Origin of the sequence: Bradyrhizobium sp. 40, assembly GCF_023100925.1 — a bacterium.
GTDB lineage: Bacteria > Pseudomonadota > Alphaproteobacteria > Rhizobiales > Xanthobacteraceae > Bradyrhizobium.
Genome location: NZ_CP064688.1, coordinates 1,550,085 through 1,570,512 on the forward strand (window position 1 = coordinate 1,550,085; position 20,428 = coordinate 1,570,512).

Genomic DNA, 20,428 nt, shown 5'->3' on the forward strand with positions numbered 1-20,428 from the left:
CACACCCATTACTGCATCTCAATGCCACAGCACCAAACGCGATGACCGGGAAATTGTTCCCGGCCGATATTCGCTTTCAGCTCGCGGCCGCCGCGATCTTATGCCCCGGGCTGGTATGAACCTGACTGCGATCGTCGCCGCGGCTGACCTCCGGCGGCAACCCTGCGAAGCGCCGCAAGGCCTCGGCCATCTGCACCCGGCCCGGCGCGCCGGTGATGATCACGTCCACCATCGTGAAGGACGAGTGGAAATGACCGCGCGCCTTGAGTTGCTCGACCGGGACGCCGGCAGCGGCCATTGCCTCGGCATAGGCGATGCCTTCGTCACGCAGTGGATCGAACTCGCAGGTGACGACGAAGGCCGGCGGGAGGCCTGCGACCTTGCCGCGGAGCGGCGAGGCGCGCGGATCGGTGCGGTCGGCCGGCGAGCAATAGAGGTCCCAGAACCAGTACATCAGCGAACGTGTCAGGAAATAGCCGGTCGCATTGTCGTTGTAGGAGGGGCGGTCGAAGGTGCAGTCGGTGACCGGGCAGATCAGGAGCTGGCCCGCGATCTCCGGCCCGCCGCGATCGCGTGCAAGCTGGCAGGTGACGGCGGCGATGTTGCCGCCGGCACTCCAGCCCGCGACCAGCACCGGGCCCGGCCTGCCGCCGAGCTCGGCGGCGTGCTCGGCGATCCAGCGCGTCGCCGCATAGCCATCTTCGGCCGCGGTCGGGAAACGGTGCTCGGGCGCATGACGATAGCCGACGCTGACGAGCATCATGCCGGTCCGCCGCACCATGTCGCGGCAGAACGGCTCGTCCGACTGCTCGTCGCCGAGCACCCAGCCGCCGCCGTGGAAATAGACCACGACCGGATGCGGCCCTGATGTTGCCGGCTTGTAGACCCGATAAGGCAAGGGACCGTCGGCGCCGGGCAGCGTGCCGTCGACGATCTCGCCGATCGGCCGTCCAGCGGGACGGCCCTTGTTGAACTCATTGACGAAGGCGCAGGCGCCTTGCGCGCCCATCGACTCGATCGGGGGCAGGTTGAGCGACGCCAGCAGGTTCAGCACCAGCCGTACATCGGGCTGGAGGCGCACCACCTCGCCGTCATTGCATTGCGCGGCAACGTTGGGACCGGTCAGCTTGAAGCCGAGCATACCGCGGCTGACGACCTCGTCGCAGATGCTGCGATAGGGACCGACGCCGCCGGTATAGGGCATCAGGCCCTGCACCTTGCCGGGAACGTTGGCGCCCGTGTACCAGGTGTTGGCGAGCCGGTGCAGCGTCACCATCGAGCAGTCCGCCATGTGCCTGTTCCAGCCGGCCTGCGCCGTTTCGGTCGGCTCGATCGTGGTGAAGCCGGCGTCGCGCAATGCCGCGAGACGATCGACAACCCAGTCGACATGCTGCTCGATCGACACCGCCATGTTCGACAGCACCGACGGGCTGCCGGGCCCGGTGATCATGAAGAAGTTCGGAAAGCCTTCGACGGTGAGCCCGAGATAGGTCTGCGGCCCCTGCGCCCAGACATCGGTGAGCGATTTGCCGCCACGGCCGGTGATCGGATGCACGGCGCGGATCGCGCCGGTCATGGCGTCGAAGCCGGTCGCGAACACGATCACGTCGACATCAACGCTGCGCCTTGCGGTCGTGATGCCGCTTGCGGTGATCGCCTTGATCGGCTCCTGACGCAGATTGACCAGCGTGACGTTCGGCCGGTTGTAGGTCGCGTAATAGTTGGTATCGAGGCAGGGCCGCTTGGCGCCGAACGGATGATCGTCCGGCATCAGCGCCGCGGCGGTCTCGGGGTCTTTGACGGCAGCGCGGATCTTCTCGCGGATCAGGTCCTGGACGATCTTGTTGCCGTCGATGTCCACCGCCTGGTCGGCCCAGAGCTGGGTCAGGATGTGGACGAGGTCGCCGGCCGCCCACGCGCGTTCGAACCGCTCTCGACGCTCGACATCGCTTAATTGCCAGCTCACGACCGTCTGCTGCGGATAGGGTACGCCGGCCATCGACTGGCGCGCCTGCTCGCGATAGGCCGCGCGATCGCCTTGCAGCAGGCTCATGCGATCGGAAGGCGCTGGGCCGTTATGCGCCGGCAGCGCGAAGTTCGGCGTACGCTGGAACACGGTCAGATGTGCGGCCTGTTGTGCGATCAGCGGGATCGACTGAATGGCCGACGATCCCGTGCCGATCACCGCGACGCGTTTTCCGGCGAGATTGACGCCGTCATGCGGCCAGCGTCCGGTGAAATAAACCTCGCCCTTGAAGTCCTTGACGCCGTCGATCTCCGGCGGCTTCGGCGCCGAGAGGCAGCCGGTGGCCATGATGTAATGGCGGCAGGAGACCGGCGCGCCATTGTCGGTGGTGAGCTGCCAGCGTCCGGTGGCCTCGTCCCATTTCGCTTCCGTGACCTTGGTCTTGAAGCGAATGTCACGCCTGAGATCGTAACGGTCGGCGACGAAGCCCAGATAGCGCAGGATCTCGGGCTGGGTCGCGTATTTTTCCGACCAGGTCCAGGCGGTCTCGAGGTCCGGATCGAAGGTGTAGCTGTAATCGATGGTCTGGATATCGCAGCGCGCACCGGGATATCGGTTCCAGTACCAGGTGCCGCCGACGTCGCCGGCTTCTTCGAGGCCGACCGCCGTGAGGCCGGCCTTGCGCAGCCGATGGAGAAGATAGAGGCCGGCAAATCCGGCACCGACCACGGCAACATCGACCTGCTGGCTGGTTCCGCGCCCCGCGTCAGAGGCACGCGCAGCAACCATTGCATCAGGCATGGCATTTCCTCCCGTGTGTTTTATTTTGCCGGCAGGCTATCGCTGCAGGTTCGGCTTGTCATCACGGCATGTGCAATCTTCGGTAGCCATTTGCGGCGTCATCATGGCCGCGTGAATGTTGCGGCAGCACACGCATCGCGATGCACAATGGCCGTGATTTCCCGGGCTAATCAGGGTCGATCCACCTGTGTATGCTCTTGTTTTGCCACGCGTGCCGACGGGCGTCATGACAGAGTTGAGTGAGCGGACCAAAGCGAACATGGACGTCGTCCTGGAGGAGACGTGCCGCCAACTGCCGCACGGCGGCGATCACGACAGCCGCAGGTTCATCGCCGAGCGGCTGATCGAGGCGGCGCGGTCCGGTCACACCACACTCGGTGAGCTCGGCATCATCGCACGCCACGCACTGGCGGAGCTTGCCGCCAAGCGGAGCTAGGCGCGGCCGCGGCGCTTGCCTCGCAGCGGGCCACGGACATAACCTGCTCAAATCCTTCCGCGCATCGAGATGCTCCGAAGATGCGGTCCGTGTTCGCGCTTTTTGCGACGTCTCTGGTCTTCTGCTGCGCCGTGTCGGTCGTGGCCCAGCCGGTCGGCCAGTTTCCATTTGCGCTGACGCGCGAAGGACAGATGCTTGGCGCCGTCGAAGGCGAAGTAGCCTCGTTCAAGGGGCTGGCCTATGCGGCCGCGCCTATCGGGCCGCTACGCTGGCGTCCGCCGCAGGCCGCGCCCGAGAGTTCGGAGATGCGCACCGCCTATGCGTATGGCGCGCCGTGTCTTCAGCCGTCGCTGCCGGGATCAAGCGAGGATTGCCTGACGCTGAACGTGTTCCGTCCGTTCGGCGTCGATGGCCCGCTGCCGGTGATGCTGTTCATCCACGATGGTGCTTTCGTCAGCGGCACCGCGAACGATCCGCTGTTCGATGGTGCCAGGCTCGCGCAAGCCGGTCTCATCGTGGTGACCGTGAATTTTCGCCTCGGCGTGCTCGGCTGGCTCACCGATCCCGCGCTGTCGGAAGACGGTTCCGGCAATTACGGCCTGATGGACCAGATCGCGGCGCTGCATTGGGTGCATGATAACATCGCGGCCTTCGGCGGCGATCCCACCAACGTCACCTTGTTCGGCAGTGGCGCAGGCGCGACCTCGATCGCGCTGCTGATGCTGTCTGAGCAATCGCGTGATCTCTTCCAGAAAGCCATTCTGCAATCGATTCCCGGCCGTGCGCGCCTGCGTTCGGCACAAGAGGCCGAGATTGTGGGGCGGCAATTCATGGCGGCGCTGGGGCGACAGGCCGATTTGCGCACCGCCGACCCGCGACGCCTGCTTGCCGTCGAAAAGCATCTGCTGGAAAAATCGCCGCGCAGCTTCGGGCCGACGATCGATGGACGTCTGGTGAGCGAGGAGGTCGCCGCGGGCTTCGCGGCCAGACATGAGAGCCGCATTCCCCTGATCATCGGCTCGAACGACGACGAGACCGGTTTCGACGGCGAGCTGGGTATCCGGGAAGAGCTGGCGTCGTCAGGCGCCACCAGCGATGAGCTGCGCGGGCTCTATCCCGATCTCGCCAGACCCTCCGGCCGCGCGGCAAGGTTCTACACCGACAAGGTCTTCTCCGAGCCAGGGAGACTATTGGCGCGCCTGCATGCCGCCAGCGGTGCGCCGACCTTTCGCTATCGCTTCGCCTATGTGCCGGAGGCACGGCGCGCAAACCCCGAGGGCGGTCACGGACGGGAATTGCAGTTCATCTTCGGCGTGGAAGGCATGCCCGGTGCGGGCATCCTGTCACGAACCGATCGCGAGGTCGCAAATCGCATGCGCGCCTACTGGATCAATTTCGCCAAGAGCGGCGATCCCAACGGTGCGGACCTGCCGCATTGGGATGCGGCCGCAGGCAGCGATCGCCTGCTGCTGATCACGAACGATCGCATCGCGAGCGGAGACGACTCCTGGTCGGAGCGCCTGGACCGGTTCGGGCGTTAGGGCATGTTGAGTTGGACTTAAGCCGCGAGCTCGACACGCGGCGCCGGGCTCAGCCGGTCTTCCTCCAGATAATCCATCGCGCCGTCTTTCTCGACGGCGTAGAACTGCTGGCCTTCCTTCGACTTGTAGGCGGCGCGAACGACGCCGCGGCGGCCCTTGTCACTGTTGACGACGTCCCCCAACGCAAACTTCTTCATTTCACGTCCCTGGCTGCTGGCCGACCCCTTCGGCTACGCCGGATTCTGGGCGGAAAATCGTTAACGTCTTGCTAACCATACGGGTTTGCCTATGCTCGCGGCCGATCGCGCGGGCAGCTCGCACGCGCATGTTGGCAATGAAACGAGCCTTCGCCCATGGTGCGACTTCCGACTTTCTTCCTGTCACATGGCGGCGGTCCCTGGCCGTTCATGGAAGACAGGCGGGTGCAATATGCGAAGACCGCCGAGGCGTTCGGCCGGCTGCCGCAGCTCTTGCCGGGGAAGCCCAAGGCCGTGCTCGTCATCACAGGACATTGGGAGGCTGACGCCTTCACCGTGTCGACCTCGGCGCATCCGCCGATGGTGTACGATTATCACGGTTTCCCCGAGCACACCTATCACCTCAAATATCCGGCGCCGGGGCGGCCCGAGCTCGCCGCGGAGGTGAAGGCGCTGCTCATTCGCGCGGGCGTCGATTGCCGGGAGGATCCCAACCAGGGCTTCGATCACGGCACCTTCGTGCCGCTCGGGCTGATGTATCCGAACGCCGACATGCCCATCGTGCTGCTGTCGCTGAGATCGAGTTACGATCCGGCCGAGCACATCAAGGTCGGGCAGGCGATTGCCTCGCTGCGGGACGAAGGCATTCTGATCGTCGGCAGCGGGCTCACCTATCACAACATGCGCGGGTTCGGCCGCGCGGAGTCGAAGCCGGTCTCGTATGATTTCGAGGCGTATCTGAACGAGGTGATTAGCCACAAGGACGCAGCGCGCCGCAACGCGATGCTGGTTGACTGGGAGAACGCACCGAGCGCGCGCCTGGCCCATCCGCGCGAAGATCATCTGCTGCCGCTGATGGTGGCCGCCGGCGCCGCCGGCAGCGACGCGGGCCAGCGCGTATTCGTCGACGAGGTCGCGAATGTCGCGATGGCCTCGTATGTGTTCGGGCGGTGATCTTCTCCTCTTCTCGCAAGCGAGGAGAGGTGAAGAAGAGTGGCTCACCCGTATTTCAGCTTCATGAACAGGATGCCGCCGGCGAGCACCATGGTGATGGCGTTGGCGGCGACGAGGGGCGCATCGCCCGACAGCAGGCCGTAGACGAGCCAGAGCGCCAGGCCCAGCACCATGACCAGAAACATGCCGAGCGAAATATCGCCGGTGGAGCGGGTCTTCCACACTTTGATGGCTTGCGGCGCATAGGCCACGGTGGTGCAGGTCGCGGCGGCAAAGCCGATCAGCTTGATCAAGAACGGGTCCATGGCGGCTCTATAGCATTGATTCGACGATGTCGGGCCTCAGGCGCGCGCGGTGATGAGGCCGCGATAGAGCGCGGCATAGTCACCGGCGCGGTTGCGCCAGGACACGTCGGTCGCAAGGCCGCTCAGTTGCAGTCGGCGCCAGGTCAGCTTGTCGTGAAAGGCGATGTTGGCCTTGCGCAGCGTGCCGGCGAGGGCATCCGCGGTGACGGGTGCGAACTTGAAGCCGGTGGCATCGTGGCCCGATTTGTCGGCCTCGCCGATATCGACGATGGTATCCTCGAGGCCGCCGACCCGCGAGACGATGGGCACGGCGCCGTAGCGCAGCGCGCAGAGCTGGGTCAGGCCGCACGGCTCGAACCGTGATGGCACGATGAGCGCGTCCGAGCCGGCCTGGATCAGATGCGCCATGATCTCGTCATAGCCGATCACGACGCCGATGCGGCCGGGGTTTGCGCGCGCAACGGCCTGATAGCGATCCTGCAGATCGCGGTCGCCGCTGCCGAGCAGCGCGAGCTGCATGCCTTCGCGCAAAATGGTCGGAACGGCTTCGAGCAGGAGATCGAGCCCCTTCTGCCAGGACAGGCGGCTGATGACGCCGAGCAATGGCGCTTCGTCCGAGGAATCCAGATTGAACTGTTGCTGCAGCACCGCCTTGTTCGCGGCCCGGAACGTGAGGTCCTCCGCGCCGAAGCGGTAGGCGATGTGCGGATCTTCTTGCGGATTCCAAACGGAGACATCGATGCCGTTGAGGATTCCGCTCAGCACGTGCGCGCGGGCGCGCAGCAAGCCGCCGAACCCCATGCCGCCCTCGTCGCTCTGGATCTCCTGCGCATAGGTCGGCGAGACCGTGGTGATGCGATCGGCGAATTGCAGGCCGGCCTTCAAAAAACTGATGCCGCCGAAATATTCGAGGTCGTTGACGCCGTAAGCGCGCCACGGCAGGCCGATCGAACTGATCAGCTCGGGCGCGAACTTGCCCTGATAGGCCATGTTGTGGATGGTCATCACGGTGGCGGGCCGCGGCCGGTTATCGTAGTGCAGATAGGCCGGCGCGAGCCCGGCCTGCCAGTCATGGGCATGCACCACGTCGGGCACGAAGGCGGGAACGAGGCCGTGGCCGATGTCGGCCGCGATGCGCGAGAGCGCGGCGAACCGCATGCCATTGTCCGCCCAGTCGACACCTTCGGCCGTCACGTAGGGGTTGCCAGGCCGTGCGTAGAGATGCGGCACGTCGAGCACGAACAGATCGAGGCCGTCATGCGAGCCGGCGAGCAAACGGCCGGGTCCGCCGAAATAATCCGGCCAGCGCCGGATTTCGTCGGCTCCCCCCAGCATCCGCATCACGTCGGGATAGCCCGGCATCAACGTGCGCATCTCGACGCCATGCGCCTTCAGCGCGATCGGCAGCGCGCCCGCGACATCGGCGAGGCCGCCGGTCTTGACGATGGGATAGACCTCAGAGGCGACCGCGAGGACGCGAACAGGCGTCATGTATTGAGCCTGTCGAGCATCGGCTGGGTGATGAGCGAAATGCCCTGCTCGGTGGTGCGGAAGCGCTTTGCGTCCAACTCGGGATCCTCGCCGACGACGAGCCCTTCCGGGATCTCGACGCCGCGATCGATCACGACGTTCTTCAAACGCGCGCCGCGGCCGATGTTCACGTACGGCATGATCACGGCGTTCTCGACCTGAGCATAGGAGTTGACGCGCACGCCGGTGAACAGCAGCGAGCGCCGCAGCGAGGCGCCGGAAATGATGCAGCCGCCCGAGACCAGCGAGCTCACGGCCTGGCCGCGTCGGCTCTCCTCGTCGTGGACGAATTTTGCCGGTGGCGTGATTTCCGAATAGGACCAGATCGGCCAGGCGCTGTCGAACAAATCGAGCTCGGGGACCACGTCGGTGAGGTCGATATTGGCGGCCCAATAGGCGTCGACCGTGCCGACATCGCGCCAATAGGCGCGCGGGTCGCTGCCGGAGCGGACGCAGGAGGTCGAGTACTGGTGCGCCATGGCGCGGCCGTTCTTGACGAGGTAGGGGATGATGTCCTTGCCGAAATCGTGGTTGGAATTCGGATCCTCGGCGTCGCGCTTGAGCTCCTCGAACAGGAATTTCGCGTCGAACACGTAGATGCCCATGCTGGCGAGCGAGACGTCCGGCTTGCCGGGCATCGGCGGCGGATCTTTCGGCTTTTCAAGGAACTCTTTGATCCAGCCGTTCTCGTCGATATGCATGATGCCGAAGCCCGAGGATTCTGTCCGCGGCATCTCCAGGCAGCCGACGGTGACGTCGGCGCCGCTCTCGACATGCTGCCGCAGCATCACCTCGTAATCCATTTTATAGATGTGGTCGCCGGCGAGAACCACGATGAAGCGGCAGGCGTGGGATTCGATGATGTCGATGTTCTGGTAGACTGCATCGGCCGTGCCGACATACCACATGTTTTCGGAGACGCGCTGGCTTGCCGGGAGGATGTCGAAGCTCTCGTTGCGCTCGGGACGGAAGAAGTTCCAGCCCATCTGAAGGTGCCGGATCAGGCTGTGCGCCTTGTACTGGGTGGCGACCGCGATGCGACGGATGCCCGAGTTCACCGCGTTCGACAGCGCGAAATCGATGATGCGGGATTTTCCGCCGAAATAGACCGCAGGCTTGGCGCGCCGGTCGGTCAGCTCCAGCAGCCGGCTGCCGCGTCCGCCGGCCAGGACGAACGCCAGCGCCTGACGGGCAAGCGGCTCGGGTCTCGCGGCACTCATGTCATTCTCCCACAACTCTGGCGCTCGCGAGAAGCCTCCCGGCCGCGCACATTGGAACCGATAGTAACGGCACGAATAGTCAATCGGGAAGGTGGTTGTTGGTTGCGAATGCGCCGGAAGCTTAATGCTTTGCCGCGGTGATCGGGCCCCAGGCACCGTCCTGCCGGTGTCACACGCGGCGAGGTCGTCGAGCCCGTCGGGTACCGGTTGATCAGAATGGAGGCATGCGTCTTGTGCGGTGCACGCAAACTCGAGGCCGAATTTCTGGCTTTGACCTTGCGCCAGGATGCCCGATCATGGGCTGCGTCCATGTCCAAGCGAAACGTCAGACAGGGAGTAAGACGATGAGGATCTGGAAAACGGCAATTGCCTGTTCGCTGGCCGGCGCGGTCATGGCCGGCCAAATCGAGCCGGCCGCTGCGGGCCCGATGCCCACGAATGTCGCGACCATGAAGGCCGCGACCGGCGATGATGTCACGCAGGTGTATTGGCGCGGCCGAGGTTTTGGATGGGGCATTGGCGGCCTCGCAGCCGGTGCGATCATCGGTAGCGCCATCGCCAGCAGCTCGCCTTACGGCTACGGCTACTATGGCGGCGGGCCTTATTATGGCGGCTACGGATACCCGGGGCCGGCTTACGGCTATGCTCCTGCCTATTATGGTGGCTATGGACCGGGTTACGGTTATGGCGGCTACTACGCGCGTCCCCGCTATTACGGCTATCGCGCCTATCGTCCATATTACGGTCCGCGCTACGGCTACTACCGGCCGTACCGGGCCTATCACCGCGGATATTGGTGATCGATCAAACGGGCGGACCGCCTCGCCGCAGCGCCACGATGCCGAAGAGGTTTGTGGGCCGCTGCAGGCAAGCGGCCCGATCGGCTTGCGCGCGTTGAACCCGGTGATGCGGCACGACGAGCCGGCCATGCCCGCCCGCGACAATCCCGATGCAGATCGCGACGATGATCGCGATCTCAATGCACCATTCCAGCGGTCCCGAGCTCATGGCAGCGCGATGGTGTTGGCGAGATCGAACTCGGACAGGCCCGGGCCGCCGCACGCAAGGTAGATTGCGAGGAGGAAGACGCGGCTGAGGACGGTGATGCCCAATATGACCCTGAGGTCGTAATGGCGAATGGCAAAAGCGAGAGGCGGGATCGCCAAATGTCTTAAAATGCTCATGGCCAACTCCTTGCCAAAATTCAGGCATCGACTGCCTGTCGACTGAAATGACAGCGTGATGAAAAGGCCGTCCGACGCCTCGCCGGCGTCTCTGAAATGGACAGGCCAATGCTAGTGCCGGCGCAGGGCGCAGGTCTTTATCGTGTCCTTACATTTGGCTGAGCTTTCCCTTAAGGTGGGGGAGCATCCGGGGGTCGGAGCCGTGCGTACAGACGCGCTTGCCTTTGGTGAATTCCACCTCGACCGTGCCAACGCACTATTGTGGCGAGGCGGGGAGCGGATCGCGCTGGCGCCGAAGCCGTTCGAGGTTCTTTGCCATCTTGTCGGTCGGCCCGGTGAGCTCGTCACCAAGGAAGAGTTGCTCGACGCGGTCTGGTCCGATCTGCACGTCAGCGAGTCGAGCCTCGCCGTTGCCGTGAACGCGCTACGCTCGGTGCTCGGCGACGACAGGCAGTCCCCCAATTACATCGAGACGGTCACGCGGCGCGGCTATCGCTTCATTGCGGCGGTCGCGACCGTCGAATTGCCTGCGATCGAGCGAGCGCGCGAACAGGAGGCGGCGTCCGCCACGGAGCAGGCCGTCGATCGACGCCGGCACTGGAGGGTCGGGCGCACCGGGGCACTCGATACGCTGGACAAGGCGTTGCAACTCGCCCGTACCGGACAGCGTCAGGTCGTCTTCATCACCGGCGAGGCCGGGATCGGCAAGACCACCCTCTTGCAAATGACGCTGGACAGGATGAACCAGCAGGGACTGGGCGTGCTGCATTGTAGCTGCAACGAGTTGTTCGGCACCCATGAGGCCTTTCTTCCGCTGATCGGAGCGCTGAACGAGTGCTGCCGTCGAACCGATGGAGCATCGCTGCTGACTTCGATCCGCGAGCACGCCCCGACCTGGCTCGCGCAAATGCCCGGTTTCCTCGGCGAAGCAGACCGGGCCGCATTCCAGCACGAGGTCTTCGGCGCAACCCGGGAGCGCATGCTGCGCGAATTTGCCGATCTCATGGAACATCTCGCCGTTACGCGACCATGGGTGATCATCCTGGAAGATCTGCATTGGAGCGACTTTGCCACCGTGGATGTGCTCTCTCGGCTTGCGCGCCGGGATCGGAGGGCTTCTATCCTCGTGCTCGCCACGTATCGGCCGATGGAAGTCGCCGTCGGCGGACATCCCATCCGTGCGGTTCACCAGGACTTGCGGATTCACGGACACGCCACCGAGCTCGCGCTCGATCGATTGACCGGCACCGACGTCGAACGCTATCTTTCCCTGCGCTTCAACTCGGCCGATTTTGCCAGAGAGCTGGTCGAGCGCATCTTCGCGCGAACCGGCGGGCATCCTCTATTCGTGTCGTCTCTGCTCGATCATCTCGTGGCCCAAGGCGCGCTGGTCGAGCACGAATTGGGCTGGCGGCTGGTCAGTGAAGACGCGGCCTCGCAGGACAGTATGCCGCGCGATTTGGAAGGAATGATCAAGCAGCAGATCGATCACCTCACCGCGGACGAGCGCTGCCTGCTCGAGGTCGCCAGTGCGGCGGGAGCGGAGTTTTCCGCGCTCCATATCGCCGGTGTGCTGGACCGTCCCGTGCTGGATGTCGAGCAGATGTGCGAGGACCTGGCGCGGACCGATCGCGTCATCGTCGTTGCCGGCATGACCGAGTGGCCGAACGGAGGCGTCTCCGGTCGCTATGCGTTCCAGCACGCGCTTTACCAGGAGATCCTCTACCAGCGGCTCGCGCCGGCGCGCCGCACGAAAACCCATGCGCTGCTTGGGGCGGGGATCGAGCAGGGATACGGGCCGCAGGCTGTGGAGCTCGCCGCCGTCGTCGCGCGCCATTTCGAGCTGGGCCGCGATTTCCCGAAAGCGATGCATTATCTGGGCGCGGCGGCCGAGGGCTCGGCGCGAAGGTTCAGCACGCGCGAGGCCGCCAATTACCTGTCCCGCGCTTTGGACCTGGTGCCGCATCTGCCGCCGGAGTTTCGAGTGACGACACGTCTGAAGTTGTTGCTTCAGCGCGCCTGGGCCTGGCGGGCCAGTGGAGATTTCCTGAATTCGCTGCAGGATCTCAGCGCAGTCGTCGCGCACGCGGCGGAGAACGGGCACGTGCGCGAAGAGGTGAACGCGCTGGTCGATCTCAGCAGATTTTGTCTCTACGTCGATCGCCGCCAGAGCCTGCCTGTTGCGGAACAGGCGCTTGTCAAGAGCCGGGCGATCGACGACGCGGCGTTCAGCGCTCTGGTCCAGGGCAACGTTGCCAATTTGAAGCTGATGCTCCGCGGCTGGGATCGCGAGAATGCCGACCTTGCCGAGCGTGCGTCAGCACTGATCACAGGGGAGCAGGATCTGAGCATGCGGCTGCGGCGCTGCTCGATGGAGATGGTGCTGGAGTTCCTGCGCGCGAATTATCCGGCCTGCTGCGATGCGACGACCAGGGGAAAGGAGCTCGCTCGCCTGGTTGGTGACGTCTATCTGTTCGTGCTCTATGAATCGGTCGAGGCCTTTGCCCAGATTTATCTCGGTGAATGGGGACGGGCGCAACGAAACGTCGTCTCCGCGTTGGCTATCTCGGAGCGGAATGCAAATCCGCAGGCCGTCGCGCTGTGTCATCTCACGATCGGATGGCTGTATTCCGAGGCGGAGGAATATGGCAGCGCGTCACGGCGTGCGGAGGATGCGCTCGGCCCGATGATCGAGGCCAATCCGTTCACCTTCTTCGTCGGCAGGAACCTGCTGGCGCGAGCTTATGTCCGGATGGGCGACCTGCCTCGGGCGCGGCAGCATCTCGATGCGATGGAGCGGCGGATGGAGGTCGACCGGGTGCCGATGGAGTCGCTGGTCATCCCGCATTATCTGCTGACCTGCTGCGACTATTGGATCGCGACCGGCGATCTGGACCGCGCGCAAACATGGGCCAGCCAGTTTCACGAGGTGACGAGCGCGGCACCCGACCGGCCGTTTCTCGCGCTGTGCTACGAGGCCATGGCGAGAATTGCGATCCTGAAGCAGGATACGCAAGTCGCCGGCGAGCATTTGTCGACGGCCATTTCGATCCTCCGCCATGCCAGGCTGCCGCATGCCAGCTGGCGGGTTTATCGCACGACCGCGGTGCTCTATGAGAGCCTCGGACAAGCGCAAAGGGCTGCCAAGTGGCGGGACCGCTCCAGCCAGGTGATCGCATCGCTGGCAGAGACGCTCGATCCCGGCGATCCGCTGCGATCGGCGTCATTTTTCGACGCAGGCCGGGACAACGGGTCCAATCATGAGGGACGGTGACCAGTTTAATCCGGCAGGTCCGCGATCTCCCGTGGTTCGCCGGGCCGTTGCTTGACCTTGAATTGATTTTGCTGCTGCCGCCGCGTGCGGGAGGCACGGTAGGCATCCCTGCGCAACCGCATGATCGAGCCGAGCGGCTGATGCGCGGCGAGACATCGCCATGGGTCGAACGAAAGCACCTCGTCGGAATAGACGCGACGCGTGGGGCTGTCGGCGGTCTGGCGCGGAAGCGTGATCTTGCCGAGTGCTTGCGGCGGCGCGACGTCTTCGGGCCAGTCGATCGAGGCATCTTCGATCGGTGTTCGCTCCAGGTCGGTGCAGAGCTGGGCAAACAGTTCGTACTCGGCCGCATTGTCCTTGAAGAACGCAACGACGCTGTTCAGCACGGCATCATCGGCATCGTGGCAGGGTTGGCCGGTGAGTTGGCGAACCGACGCCGAGATCGGTACCAGGCGAAGCCTTGCGATATAATCGCCAAACCGCAATGCTCCCTCCGTATGAAAGGTTTCTCCGAGGATATTGCTGCCGGCATCACCGAGCGCTTTCAAGACGATCGGGATCGGAATGCCTGTTCTGTCCGATGCGGCGACCAGGACGCGCGCCAAAAAGCCTATGGGTCCGTACGCCAGATCAGGCAGGAACAGGGTGTGCTCGACCTTTTGCTGTGCGCGCATATAGGCCATCGCATCTGCAAAATAGCTGGGGTGATTGACGAGCAGGAGATCCTGGTTCGTCGTATCGTCGTCGCCGAGCGCCTTAGCCCCAGTCACGCCCAGGACCTTGATGGCAAATCCCCGTGGCGAGCGTACGCGATCGCTCCTGTTGAATGCGGTGGAGAGGCGGACGATGATCGGGAAGTGGCCAGCCTGCTTGAACAGGCCCTGACGCAGATGATCCCGCAAATCGTCGTAGACGATCAGCTCGCCCCGGAGATAGCCGGCGCCCTTGGCGTGCTGCTGTCGGGTCCCGTGCTTGTCTTTGTGAAAAGTGCGATCGCTCGTTCGCGAAATCGAAGCAACGATCGCCTCGACGGCCGCCGCTTCCTCCGGCCGGATGTGTTCGACGGACGGGTCGTAACGAAGATACTGATCGGCTGACATGGCGCTGATCTCCAGCCCGAAGGTCGCCTTCCCATTGCAAGCGTCGACGGCCGCAGGGCGGATCACTGTAAGCCCGTCCAGTCGGGATCGGCAACCCGAGAGCGAGTTGTGATTGCCTGGACAAGCCGTGGGATGAGGCATCCTGTTACCGACGCGATCACACGGTCGATGCTAGGCCAGCGGCGTCTCGTAAGTCCTTATGGGCTCCTTATGTTGTCCTGATCTTTTCCTTAAGGCCGGGCCGGCGAACGGCGGCCCTGGCTGGCGTCTAACGCGATAGCCACACGATCAGGCCCATGCAGGCAAAATGCGCCAGTAAGATCGCGGCGAGATGCAGCGGGCCCGCCTTGAGACGAAGCGCGCGCATCCCGCCGACTCTGCTCTAGTTCGATCCCGCGGCCGCAGCGGTGAAGCTGCGGTCGACGGCTTTGCTCACGTCGAGCTTCTTCGGCAGGATGCCGTAGCGCGTCGAGCGGTCGGAGGCTTCCTGCACCTCCTTCACGACGTTCTCATCGATCGGAATCGGGCTGGTGCGCTGCGCGGTATAGGCCGAGAGCAGCACGTCCTCCGGTAGCTTCGTCAGTTCGGCCGTGCTCTTGGCATATTCGCCGAGATGATCCAGCGACCACAGTCGCGCCTTGTTCAGCCGCTGCACGAGGTCCTGCACCGCCGCACGCTTGCCAGCGATGGCGCTGTCGGAGGCGACGATAAAGGTGATGGTCGGCGTCAGGCCCTCACCATCGGCGATCACGCGGGCTTTGTCCTTGAGCGTCGCGAACGAGACGTAGGGCTCCCACACCGCCCAGGCGTCGATCGAGCCCGCGACCAGCGCGATCTTGGCGTCGACCGGGCCGAGCGGCGCGAAGGTCGCGTCCTCCAGCCTGATCTGCGCCTTCTCCAGCGTGGCGTCGATCAGGAATTGGCCCCAGCCGCCGCGCGTGCCGGCGAGGCGTTTTCCCTTGAGGTCGGCCGCCGATTTGATCGGCGAATCCTGGCGCACGAGAATGGCTTGCGTCTTCGCATCCGACCTGGTGCCGCCGATCGCCTTGATGGGCGCGCCGGCCGCGTAGACCGAAAGGAATGAAAGGTCGCCGGTGTAGCCGACGTCGAGCGCGCCGGCGTTGAGCGCCTCCAGGATTGGAGCTGCCGCGGGGAATTCCGACCACTCGATCTTGTAGGGCAGATCCTTGGCGTAGCCCGAGATCTCGAGCAGCGAACGGTTGCCGCCCTTCTGGTCGCCGACGCGCAGCACGATTGCGTCGGCCGCGAACGAGGCGGCGGCCGTCGACAGGGTGATGGCGGCGGCAAGCAGCGATGCTGCGAGCCGGCGCGTGATGGAATGATCGAGGGAGTTGATGCTCATGTGGCCTGTCTTGTTGCTTTGCCCACGACGCGTGAGCGAACGATGCAGCGAGACGATCAAGTCTATGATCGCGCGATGCGCGGTCAATGAAATGGCTAACCGTATTGCGCGCGCGATCAGCAAGGACGTTTCAACGAAGCTCTGATTTCGAGAACGTGCGGGATGTACGGCCGAAGCTGCGCAAAAATGAAGCAGCAGAGGGAGTCGCGCCGGTCTCCGCCAACCGATGCATCGGCGGAAATCCTTTCATCGTCCTCGCACGCACAGATGGAGAGAATGACTTCGCTTCGTGCCACATTCGAAATTCCATTTCATTGACGATACGGCGAACGCGCCGCATGATTTGCGCATCGCATCAAGGCACCGAGCAGGCGCGGGCGAAAAGAATTTCTCTCGACGCAGCTCCGCACGGAACAGTTGCAACGCAAGCCGTTGTGCCGATGGCGGAGCCGTGCCAGCGCAGGAGTGGAGACGGATGAACGACGACGACAAGCGCGACGGATCGAGGCTCGACCGGCGCCATTTGCTCCAGGCGGGATTAGCTGCGGCATTCGCTGCGCCGCTCGGTGCCTTCGGTGCGGCACAGGCCTTTGCGCCGCGGGCCATCGCGCCCGGCGTCGATCTCTCGGAGTTTCCGCTGTGCCGGACGGCGTCGGATGTGCCCGCGCTCACCGGCGCGCCGCGCAAGCTCAAGCTGTCCTGGAACGCCGGCGCGGTCTGTCTCGCCCCGGTGCCGGTCGCCATCGAGCACGGCTTCTTCCAGAAACACAATCTCGACATCGAACTCATCAATTATTCCGGTTCGACCGACCAGCTGCTCGAGGCCATCGCGACCGGCAAGAGCGATGCCGGGCTAGGCATGGCGCTCCGCTGGCTGAAGCCGCTGGAGCAGGGCTTTGACGTCAAGATTGCCGCCGGCACCCATGGTGGCTGCATGCGGGTGCTGACGCGCGCCGATTCCAGCGTGAGCAAGCTTGCCGATCTCAAGGGCAAGATCGTCGCGGTCGGCGATCTCGGCGGCCCCGACAAGAATTTCTTCTCCATTCAGCTCGCCAAGCTCGGTATCGATCCGAACAAGGATGTCGACTGGCGCGCCTATCCCGGCAACCTTCTCAACGTCGCCGTGGAGAAGGGCGAGGTGCAGGCCTTCCTGTCGTCCGACCCGCTGGGTTATCTCTGGCTCAAGGACAGCCAGTACAAGGAGGTCGCCTCCAATCTCGATGGCGAATATCGCGACAAGAGCTGCTGTATCCTTGGCCTGCGCGGCAGCCTGGTGCGCGAGGAGCCGCTGGTCGCGCGCGCCCTGACGCAGGCGCTGCTCGATGCCGCGATGTTCACTGCGCAAAATCCGTCAGTGACGGCGAAATCGTTCCAGCCTTACGCGCCGAAGACGGCGTCGCTCACGGATATCGAGGGTATGGTGCGCTACCACACCCATCACCATCACCCCGTCGGCGAAGTCCTGAAGCGCGAGCTCAAGGCTTATGCCGACGATCTCAAGAGCGTGCAGGTGTTCAAGCAGAGCACGGATACGGCCAGATTTGCGGAGCGCATCTATGTCGACGTATTCGCTGTCTGACGGCCTTGCCTCCGGCGCGCCGCGCCTCTCGCGCGCACCATGGCTGACGAGCTGGGTCCGGGACTCCGGTGTCGGCATTCTCGCCAGCGTGGCGTGGATTGCCTTCGGGCTGTCCTGCCTGTGGTGGGAGGACGTCGGCGACTGGTCGCGGACCCATTCGCTCGGCATTGCCGCACTTGTCATCGCAGCGATCGCGCTGTTCGGGACGGTCGGCGCCGATTACCTCGGTTCGACGGGCCGGGCCTTGCGCCAGCGCGCGCCGTGGCTCGTCGTGCTCGGCGTCGTTCTGACCCTGTGGGAAGTCGCGACGGCGAAATTCGCCTGGCTGCCATTGCCGTTCTTCCCGCCGCCGCAGTCGATCATCGAGGTCTACACCGACGATCTGCCGAAACTGCTCGACAGCGTGTTCGCCTCGGTCAAGCTCCAGCTGGGCGGTTATCTGATCGGCGCGACGGTCGGCTTCCTGACCGGCGTCTCGATCGGCTGGTCGCGCGCGGTCGGCTATTGGGTGCACCCGGTGCTGCGCTTCATCGGCCCGCTGCCGGCGACCGCGTGGCTGCCGATCGCCTTCTTCACGTTCCCGTCAAGCTGGAGCGCGTCGACCTTTCTGATCGCGCTGGCAACGGGGTTCCCGATCACCGTGTTGACCTGGTCGGGTGTCGCGAGCGTGAGCAACGCCTACTATGACGTCGCGCGGACGCTGGGGGCAAAGCCGTCCTTCCTGGTGTTGAAGGTCGCAATCCCCGCGGCCTTGCCGCACGTTTTCGTCGGCCTGTTCATGGGGCTCGGCTCGTCCTTTGCCGTGCTCGTCGTCGCCGAGATGATCGGTGTCAAGGCCGGCCTCGGCTGGTACCTGCAATGGGCGCAGGGCTGGGCCGCCTACGCCAATATGTATGCGGCGCTGATCGTGATGTCATTGCTCTGCTCCGGCGCGATCACGCTGCTGTTTGCGATCCGCGATCGCCTGCTGGTCTGGCAGAAGGGGACCGTGAAATGGTAGCCGCAACTGCACTGGCTGAAATCGACGCTCACTCGGCCGCGGGCGCCGCGCTCGACATCGAGCAGGTCAGCCACGCCTTCGACATCGACGGCGCCGAGCTGCCGGTGCTCAGCGACGTCAGCATCTCCGTCGAGCCGGGCGAGTTCGTTGCGCTGCTCGGTCCCTCCGGCTGCGGCAAGTCCACGCTGCTGCGCCTCGTCGCAGGCCTCGACAAGCCCCGGTCCGGAACGCTGCGCGAGGACGAGGCGCGCATCACGAGACCGCACCCGTCGCGCGTTGTCGTGTTCCAGGATCCGACCTTGTTTCCCTGGCGCACAGTCTGGGACAATGTCGCGCTCGGGCTGGAGGCGCAGGGCATCTTGAAGAGCCAGCGTCACCGCGTCGATGCCGCCCTCGATCTCGTGGGGCTATCGTCCTTCCGCAATGCCTATCCGCACCAGCTCTCGGGCGGCATGGCGCAACGCGTCGCACTGGCCCGCGCGCTGGTCAACGATCCGAAAATCCTCATCCTCGACGAGCCGCTGGGCAAGCTCGATTCGTTGACCCGCATCACCATGCAAGCCGAGCTGGTCTCGCTGTGGCAGCGCAAGGGCTTTACCACGCTGCTGGTGACGCATGACGCCGAGGAGGCGCTGGTGCTCGCCAACCGCGTCATCGTGTTCAGCGACCGCCCGGCGCGCGTGAAGGCCGATATCCGTGTCGACCGGCCCTATCCGCGCCATCGCGGTGATCCGTATCTGGCCGATTTGCGCCGCCAGATTCTTGGCCTGCTCGGATTGGACGCCACATGGTAACTCCGATCGCCAAGGGGCGCGCGGCGCATCACGAGCCCGACTACATCGCACGTGCCGAAGCGCTGGCCGAGGCCTTCGCTGCCCGTGCGGCCGAGTACGATCGCACCGGAAGCTTCCCGTTCGAGAATTTTCGCGAGCTGTCCGAGGCAGGCCTGCTGTCGCTGACGGTGCCTGCCGCCCATGGCGGCGCCGGGGCGGGCGCACGATACGCCGCACGCGTCCTCGGCATCATCGGCAAGGCCGATGCGTCGACCGCGCTGGTGCTGTCGATGCACTACATCAACCATCTGGTGATGGCACGGAGCCCGACCTGGCCGGCGCGGCTGTCGCGCAAGCTCGCGCGCGAGAGTGTCGAAGACCTTGCGCTCGTCAACGCACTCCGCGTCGAGCCCGAACTGGGTTCGCCTGCGCGCGGCGGCCTGCCCGCGACCATTGCACGCCGGACCGAGACCGGCTGGCGGCTCTCGGGGCACAAGATCTATTCGACGGGATCGCCGATCCTGAAATGGTATCTGGTCTGGGCGCGCACGGACGAAGCCGAGCCGCGTGTCGGACAGTTCCTGGTGCCAGCGGGCCTGCCGGGCACGCGTATCGTCGAGACCTGGGATCACCACGGCCTGCGGGCCAGCGGCAGCCACGACGTCATCTTCGACGACGTCGTGATTCCTCTCGATGCCGAGATCGACGTGCGTAAGCCGGCCGACTGGCGCGCCCCTGATGTCGCGCAGGCGACCGTCCACACGATCTTTGTCGCCGCGATCTATGACGGCGTTGCACGGGCTGCACGCGACTGGCTGGTCGGGTTCCTGAAGCAGCGCGTGCCGGCCAGCCTGGGAGCGCCGCTCGCGACCCTGCCGCGCGCGCAGGAGATTCTTGGCGCGATCGAGGCGCGGCTCGCCGTCAATGCACGGCTGATCGCATCCTTCGCCGGTGATTTCGACGACGGTGTCGCGCTTTCGGCGGCCGAGTCCAACGTCATCAAGCTGACCGTGACCAACAACGTCGTCGCCGCGGTCGAGGAGGCCTTGTCGCTGACCGGCAATCACGGCCTGTCCCGCGCCAATCCGCTGGAGCGGCACTATCGCGACGTCCTGTGCGGTCGCGTGCACACGCCGCAGGACGATTCCACGCGCACCGGCCTCGGCCGTGCCGCATTGGGCCTCTAGCCTGCCGCCAAACATTCA

General features: G+C 64.7%; 18 protein-coding genes. 9 read left to right on the plus strand and 9 right to left on the minus strand.

The genetic code is table 11. The features are described from left to right. Positions 1-76: 76 nt before the first annotated feature. The gene (locus tag IVB40_RS07305) at positions 77-2,767 is read right to left on the minus strand and encodes an alpha/beta hydrolase fold domain-containing protein (RefSeq protein WP_247818488.1); all 2,691 of its coding nucleotides are present in this window, start codon (positions 2,765-2,767) and stop codon (positions 77-79) included. Positions 2,768-2,993: 226 nt separating this feature from the next. Between IVB40_RS07305 and IVB40_RS07310 the strand changes: the two genes are divergently transcribed. Together IVB40_RS07310 and IVB40_RS07315 are read left to right on the plus strand one after the other, a co-directional pair. After that, entirely contained in the window at positions 2,994-3,203 is a 210-nt protein-coding gene (locus IVB40_RS07310) for a hypothetical protein (protein WP_027519501.1), read from the plus strand. Positions 3,204-3,283: 80 nt separating this feature from the next. Continuing rightward, positions 3,284-4,744 carry a carboxylesterase family protein gene (locus IVB40_RS07315; RefSeq protein ID WP_247818489.1) on the plus strand — a complete coding sequence of 487 codons (1,461 nt, stop codon included), beginning with the start codon at positions 3,284-3,286 and terminating at the stop codon, positions 4,742-4,744. Between the two features lie 17 nt (positions 4,745-4,761). Here the strand turns inward: IVB40_RS07315 and IVB40_RS07320 are convergent, their stop codons facing one another. Next, complete coding sequence (locus IVB40_RS07320; RefSeq protein ID WP_007601069.1) at positions 4,762-4,941, minus strand: hypothetical protein; 180 nt, start codon at positions 4,939-4,941, stop codon at positions 4,762-4,764. A 156-nt stretch (positions 4,942-5,097) separates the two neighbouring features. On the opposite strand from IVB40_RS07320, the gene IVB40_RS07325 reads away from it, so the two are divergent. Continuing rightward, positions 5,098-5,895 carry a dioxygenase gene (locus IVB40_RS07325; RefSeq protein WP_247818490.1) on the plus strand — a complete coding sequence of 266 codons (798 nt, stop codon included), beginning with the start codon at positions 5,098-5,100 and terminating at the stop codon, positions 5,893-5,895. 44 nt (positions 5,896-5,939) lie between these two features. Here IVB40_RS07325 and IVB40_RS07330 read toward each other — a convergent pair whose 3' ends face one another. Genes IVB40_RS07330 through glgC form a run of 3 tightly spaced genes read right to left on the minus strand, consistent with a single transcriptional unit; the run spans position 5,940 to position 8,950 of the window. Beyond that, positions 5,940-6,200 (minus strand): SemiSWEET transporter, encoded by a 261-nt coding sequence (locus tag IVB40_RS07330; RefSeq protein WP_018457471.1) that lies wholly within the window; start codon positions 6,198-6,200, stop codon positions 5,940-5,942. A gap of 36 nt (positions 6,201-6,236) precedes the next feature. Then, entirely contained in the window at positions 6,237-7,691 is a 1,455-nt protein-coding gene (gene glgA / locus IVB40_RS07335) for a glycogen synthase GlgA (RefSeq protein WP_247818491.1), read from the minus strand. Continuing rightward, complete coding sequence (gene glgC, locus IVB40_RS07340; RefSeq protein ID WP_027570833.1) at positions 7,688-8,950, minus strand: glucose-1-phosphate adenylyltransferase; 1,263 nt, start codon at positions 8,948-8,950, stop codon at positions 7,688-7,690. The genes glgA and glgC overlap by 4 nt, the downstream gene beginning before the upstream one ends. 344 nt (positions 8,951-9,294) lie before the next feature. On the opposite strand from glgC, the gene IVB40_RS07345 reads away from it, so the two are divergent. After that, complete coding sequence (locus tag IVB40_RS07345; RefSeq protein ID WP_247818492.1) at positions 9,295-9,750, plus strand: hypothetical protein; 456 nt, start codon at positions 9,295-9,297, stop codon at positions 9,748-9,750. 4 nt (positions 9,751-9,754) lie between these two features. Here the strand turns inward: IVB40_RS07345 and IVB40_RS07350 are convergent, their stop codons facing one another. Together IVB40_RS07350 and IVB40_RS07355 are read right to left on the minus strand one after the other, a co-directional pair. Continuing rightward, on the minus strand, positions 9,755-9,958 hold the full coding sequence (locus tag IVB40_RS07350; RefSeq protein ID WP_027570835.1) for a hypothetical protein: 204 nt from the start codon (positions 9,956-9,958) through the stop codon (positions 9,755-9,757). Beyond that, positions 9,955-10,134: a hypothetical protein gene (locus IVB40_RS07355; protein ID WP_247358869.1), complete on the minus strand. Its 180-nt coding sequence runs from the start codon at positions 10,132-10,134 to the stop codon at positions 9,955-9,957. Before IVB40_RS07355 ends, IVB40_RS07350 begins: the two co-directional genes overlap by 4 nt. Before the next feature lie 202 nt (positions 10,135-10,336). On the opposite strand from IVB40_RS07355, the gene IVB40_RS07360 reads away from it, so the two are divergent. Continuing rightward, positions 10,337-13,408, plus strand: a complete 3,072-nt coding sequence (locus IVB40_RS07360; RefSeq protein WP_247818493.1) for an AAA family ATPase — start codon at positions 10,337-10,339, stop codon at positions 13,406-13,408. Between the two features lie 5 nt (positions 13,409-13,413). On the opposite strand, the gene IVB40_RS07365 is transcribed toward IVB40_RS07360, so the two are convergent. Then, complete coding sequence (locus IVB40_RS07365; protein ID WP_247818494.1) at positions 13,414-14,508, minus strand: catalase family protein; 1,095 nt, start codon at positions 14,506-14,508, stop codon at positions 13,414-13,416. Positions 14,509-14,890: 382 nt separating this feature from the next. Then, positions 14,891-15,871: an ABC transporter substrate-binding protein gene (locus IVB40_RS07370; RefSeq protein WP_247818495.1), complete on the minus strand. Its 981-nt coding sequence runs from the start codon at positions 15,869-15,871 to the stop codon at positions 14,891-14,893. Positions 15,872-16,346: 475 nt separating this feature from the next. On the opposite strand from IVB40_RS07370, the gene IVB40_RS07375 reads away from it, so the two are divergent. From IVB40_RS07375 to IVB40_RS07390, 4 genes are read left to right on the plus strand one after another with little or no spacing between them, the layout of a single operon-like run. Next, positions 16,347-17,450 carry an ABC transporter substrate-binding protein gene (locus tag IVB40_RS07375; protein WP_247288121.1) on the plus strand — a complete coding sequence of 368 codons (1,104 nt, stop codon included), beginning with the start codon at positions 16,347-16,349 and terminating at the stop codon, positions 17,448-17,450. Next, a complete protein-coding gene (locus IVB40_RS07380; protein ID WP_247818496.1) occupies positions 17,428-18,450 on the plus strand; it encodes an ABC transporter permease subunit in 1,023 nt (340 codons plus the stop codon). Before IVB40_RS07375 ends, IVB40_RS07380 begins: the two co-directional genes overlap by 23 nt. Further along, a complete protein-coding gene (locus tag IVB40_RS07385; RefSeq protein ID WP_027570842.1) occupies positions 18,444-19,244 on the plus strand; it encodes an ABC transporter ATP-binding protein in 801 nt (266 codons plus the stop codon). Before IVB40_RS07380 ends, IVB40_RS07385 begins: the two co-directional genes overlap by 7 nt. Next, positions 19,238-20,410 (plus strand): acyl-CoA dehydrogenase family protein, encoded by a 1,173-nt coding sequence (locus IVB40_RS07390; protein ID WP_247818497.1) that lies wholly within the window; start codon positions 19,238-19,240, stop codon positions 20,408-20,410. The genes IVB40_RS07385 and IVB40_RS07390 overlap by 7 nt, the downstream gene beginning before the upstream one ends. Positions 20,411-20,428 lie beyond the last annotated feature (18 nt).

Excerpts from the sequence above, each read along its gene's own strand:
- IVB40_RS07305 (WP_247818488.1), bottom strand. The coding sequence starts at position 2,767 with ATGCCTGATGCAATGGTTGCTGCGCGTGCCTCTGACGCGGGGCGCGGA.
- IVB40_RS07310 (WP_027519501.1), top strand. The coding sequence starts at position 2,994 with ATGACAGAGTTGAGTGAGCGGACCAAAGCGAACATGGACGTCGTCCTG.
- IVB40_RS07315 (WP_247818489.1), top strand. The coding sequence starts at position 3,284 with ATGCGGTCCGTGTTCGCGCTTTTTGCGACGTCTCTGGTCTTCTGCTGC.
- IVB40_RS07320 (WP_007601069.1), bottom strand. The coding sequence starts at position 4,941 with ATGAAGAAGTTTGCGTTGGGGGACGTCGTCAACAGTGACAAGGGCCGC.
- IVB40_RS07325 (WP_247818490.1), top strand. The coding sequence starts at position 5,098 with ATGGTGCGACTTCCGACTTTCTTCCTGTCACATGGCGGCGGTCCCTGG.
- IVB40_RS07330 (WP_018457471.1), bottom strand. The coding sequence starts at position 6,200 with ATGGACCCGTTCTTGATCAAGCTGATCGGCTTTGCCGCCGCGACCTGC.
- glgA (WP_247818491.1), bottom strand. The coding sequence starts at position 7,691 with ATGACGCCTGTTCGCGTCCTCGCGGTCGCCTCTGAGGTCTATCCCATC.
- glgC (WP_027570833.1), bottom strand. The coding sequence starts at position 8,950 with ATGAGTGCCGCGAGACCCGAGCCGCTTGCCCGTCAGGCGCTGGCGTTC.
- IVB40_RS07345 (WP_247818492.1), top strand. The coding sequence starts at position 9,295 with ATGAGGATCTGGAAAACGGCAATTGCCTGTTCGCTGGCCGGCGCGGTC.
- IVB40_RS07350 (WP_027570835.1), bottom strand. The coding sequence starts at position 9,958 with ATGAGCTCGGGACCGCTGGAATGGTGCATTGAGATCGCGATCATCGTC.
- IVB40_RS07355 (WP_247358869.1), bottom strand. The coding sequence starts at position 10,134 with ATGAGCATTTTAAGACATTTGGCGATCCCGCCTCTCGCTTTTGCCATT.
- IVB40_RS07365 (WP_247818494.1), bottom strand. The coding sequence starts at position 14,508 with ATGTCAGCCGATCAGTATCTTCGTTACGACCCGTCCGTCGAACACATC.
- IVB40_RS07370 (WP_247818495.1), bottom strand. The coding sequence starts at position 15,871 with ATGAGCATCAACTCCCTCGATCATTCCATCACGCGCCGGCTCGCAGCA.
- IVB40_RS07375 (WP_247288121.1), top strand. The coding sequence starts at position 16,347 with ATGAACGACGACGACAAGCGCGACGGATCGAGGCTCGACCGGCGCCAT.
- IVB40_RS07380 (WP_247818496.1), top strand. The coding sequence starts at position 17,428 with ATGTCGACGTATTCGCTGTCTGACGGCCTTGCCTCCGGCGCGCCGCGC.
- IVB40_RS07385 (WP_027570842.1), top strand. The coding sequence starts at position 18,444 with ATGGTAGCCGCAACTGCACTGGCTGAAATCGACGCTCACTCGGCCGCG.
- IVB40_RS07390 (WP_247818497.1), top strand. The coding sequence starts at position 19,238 with ATGGTAACTCCGATCGCCAAGGGGCGCGCGGCGCATCACGAGCCCGAC.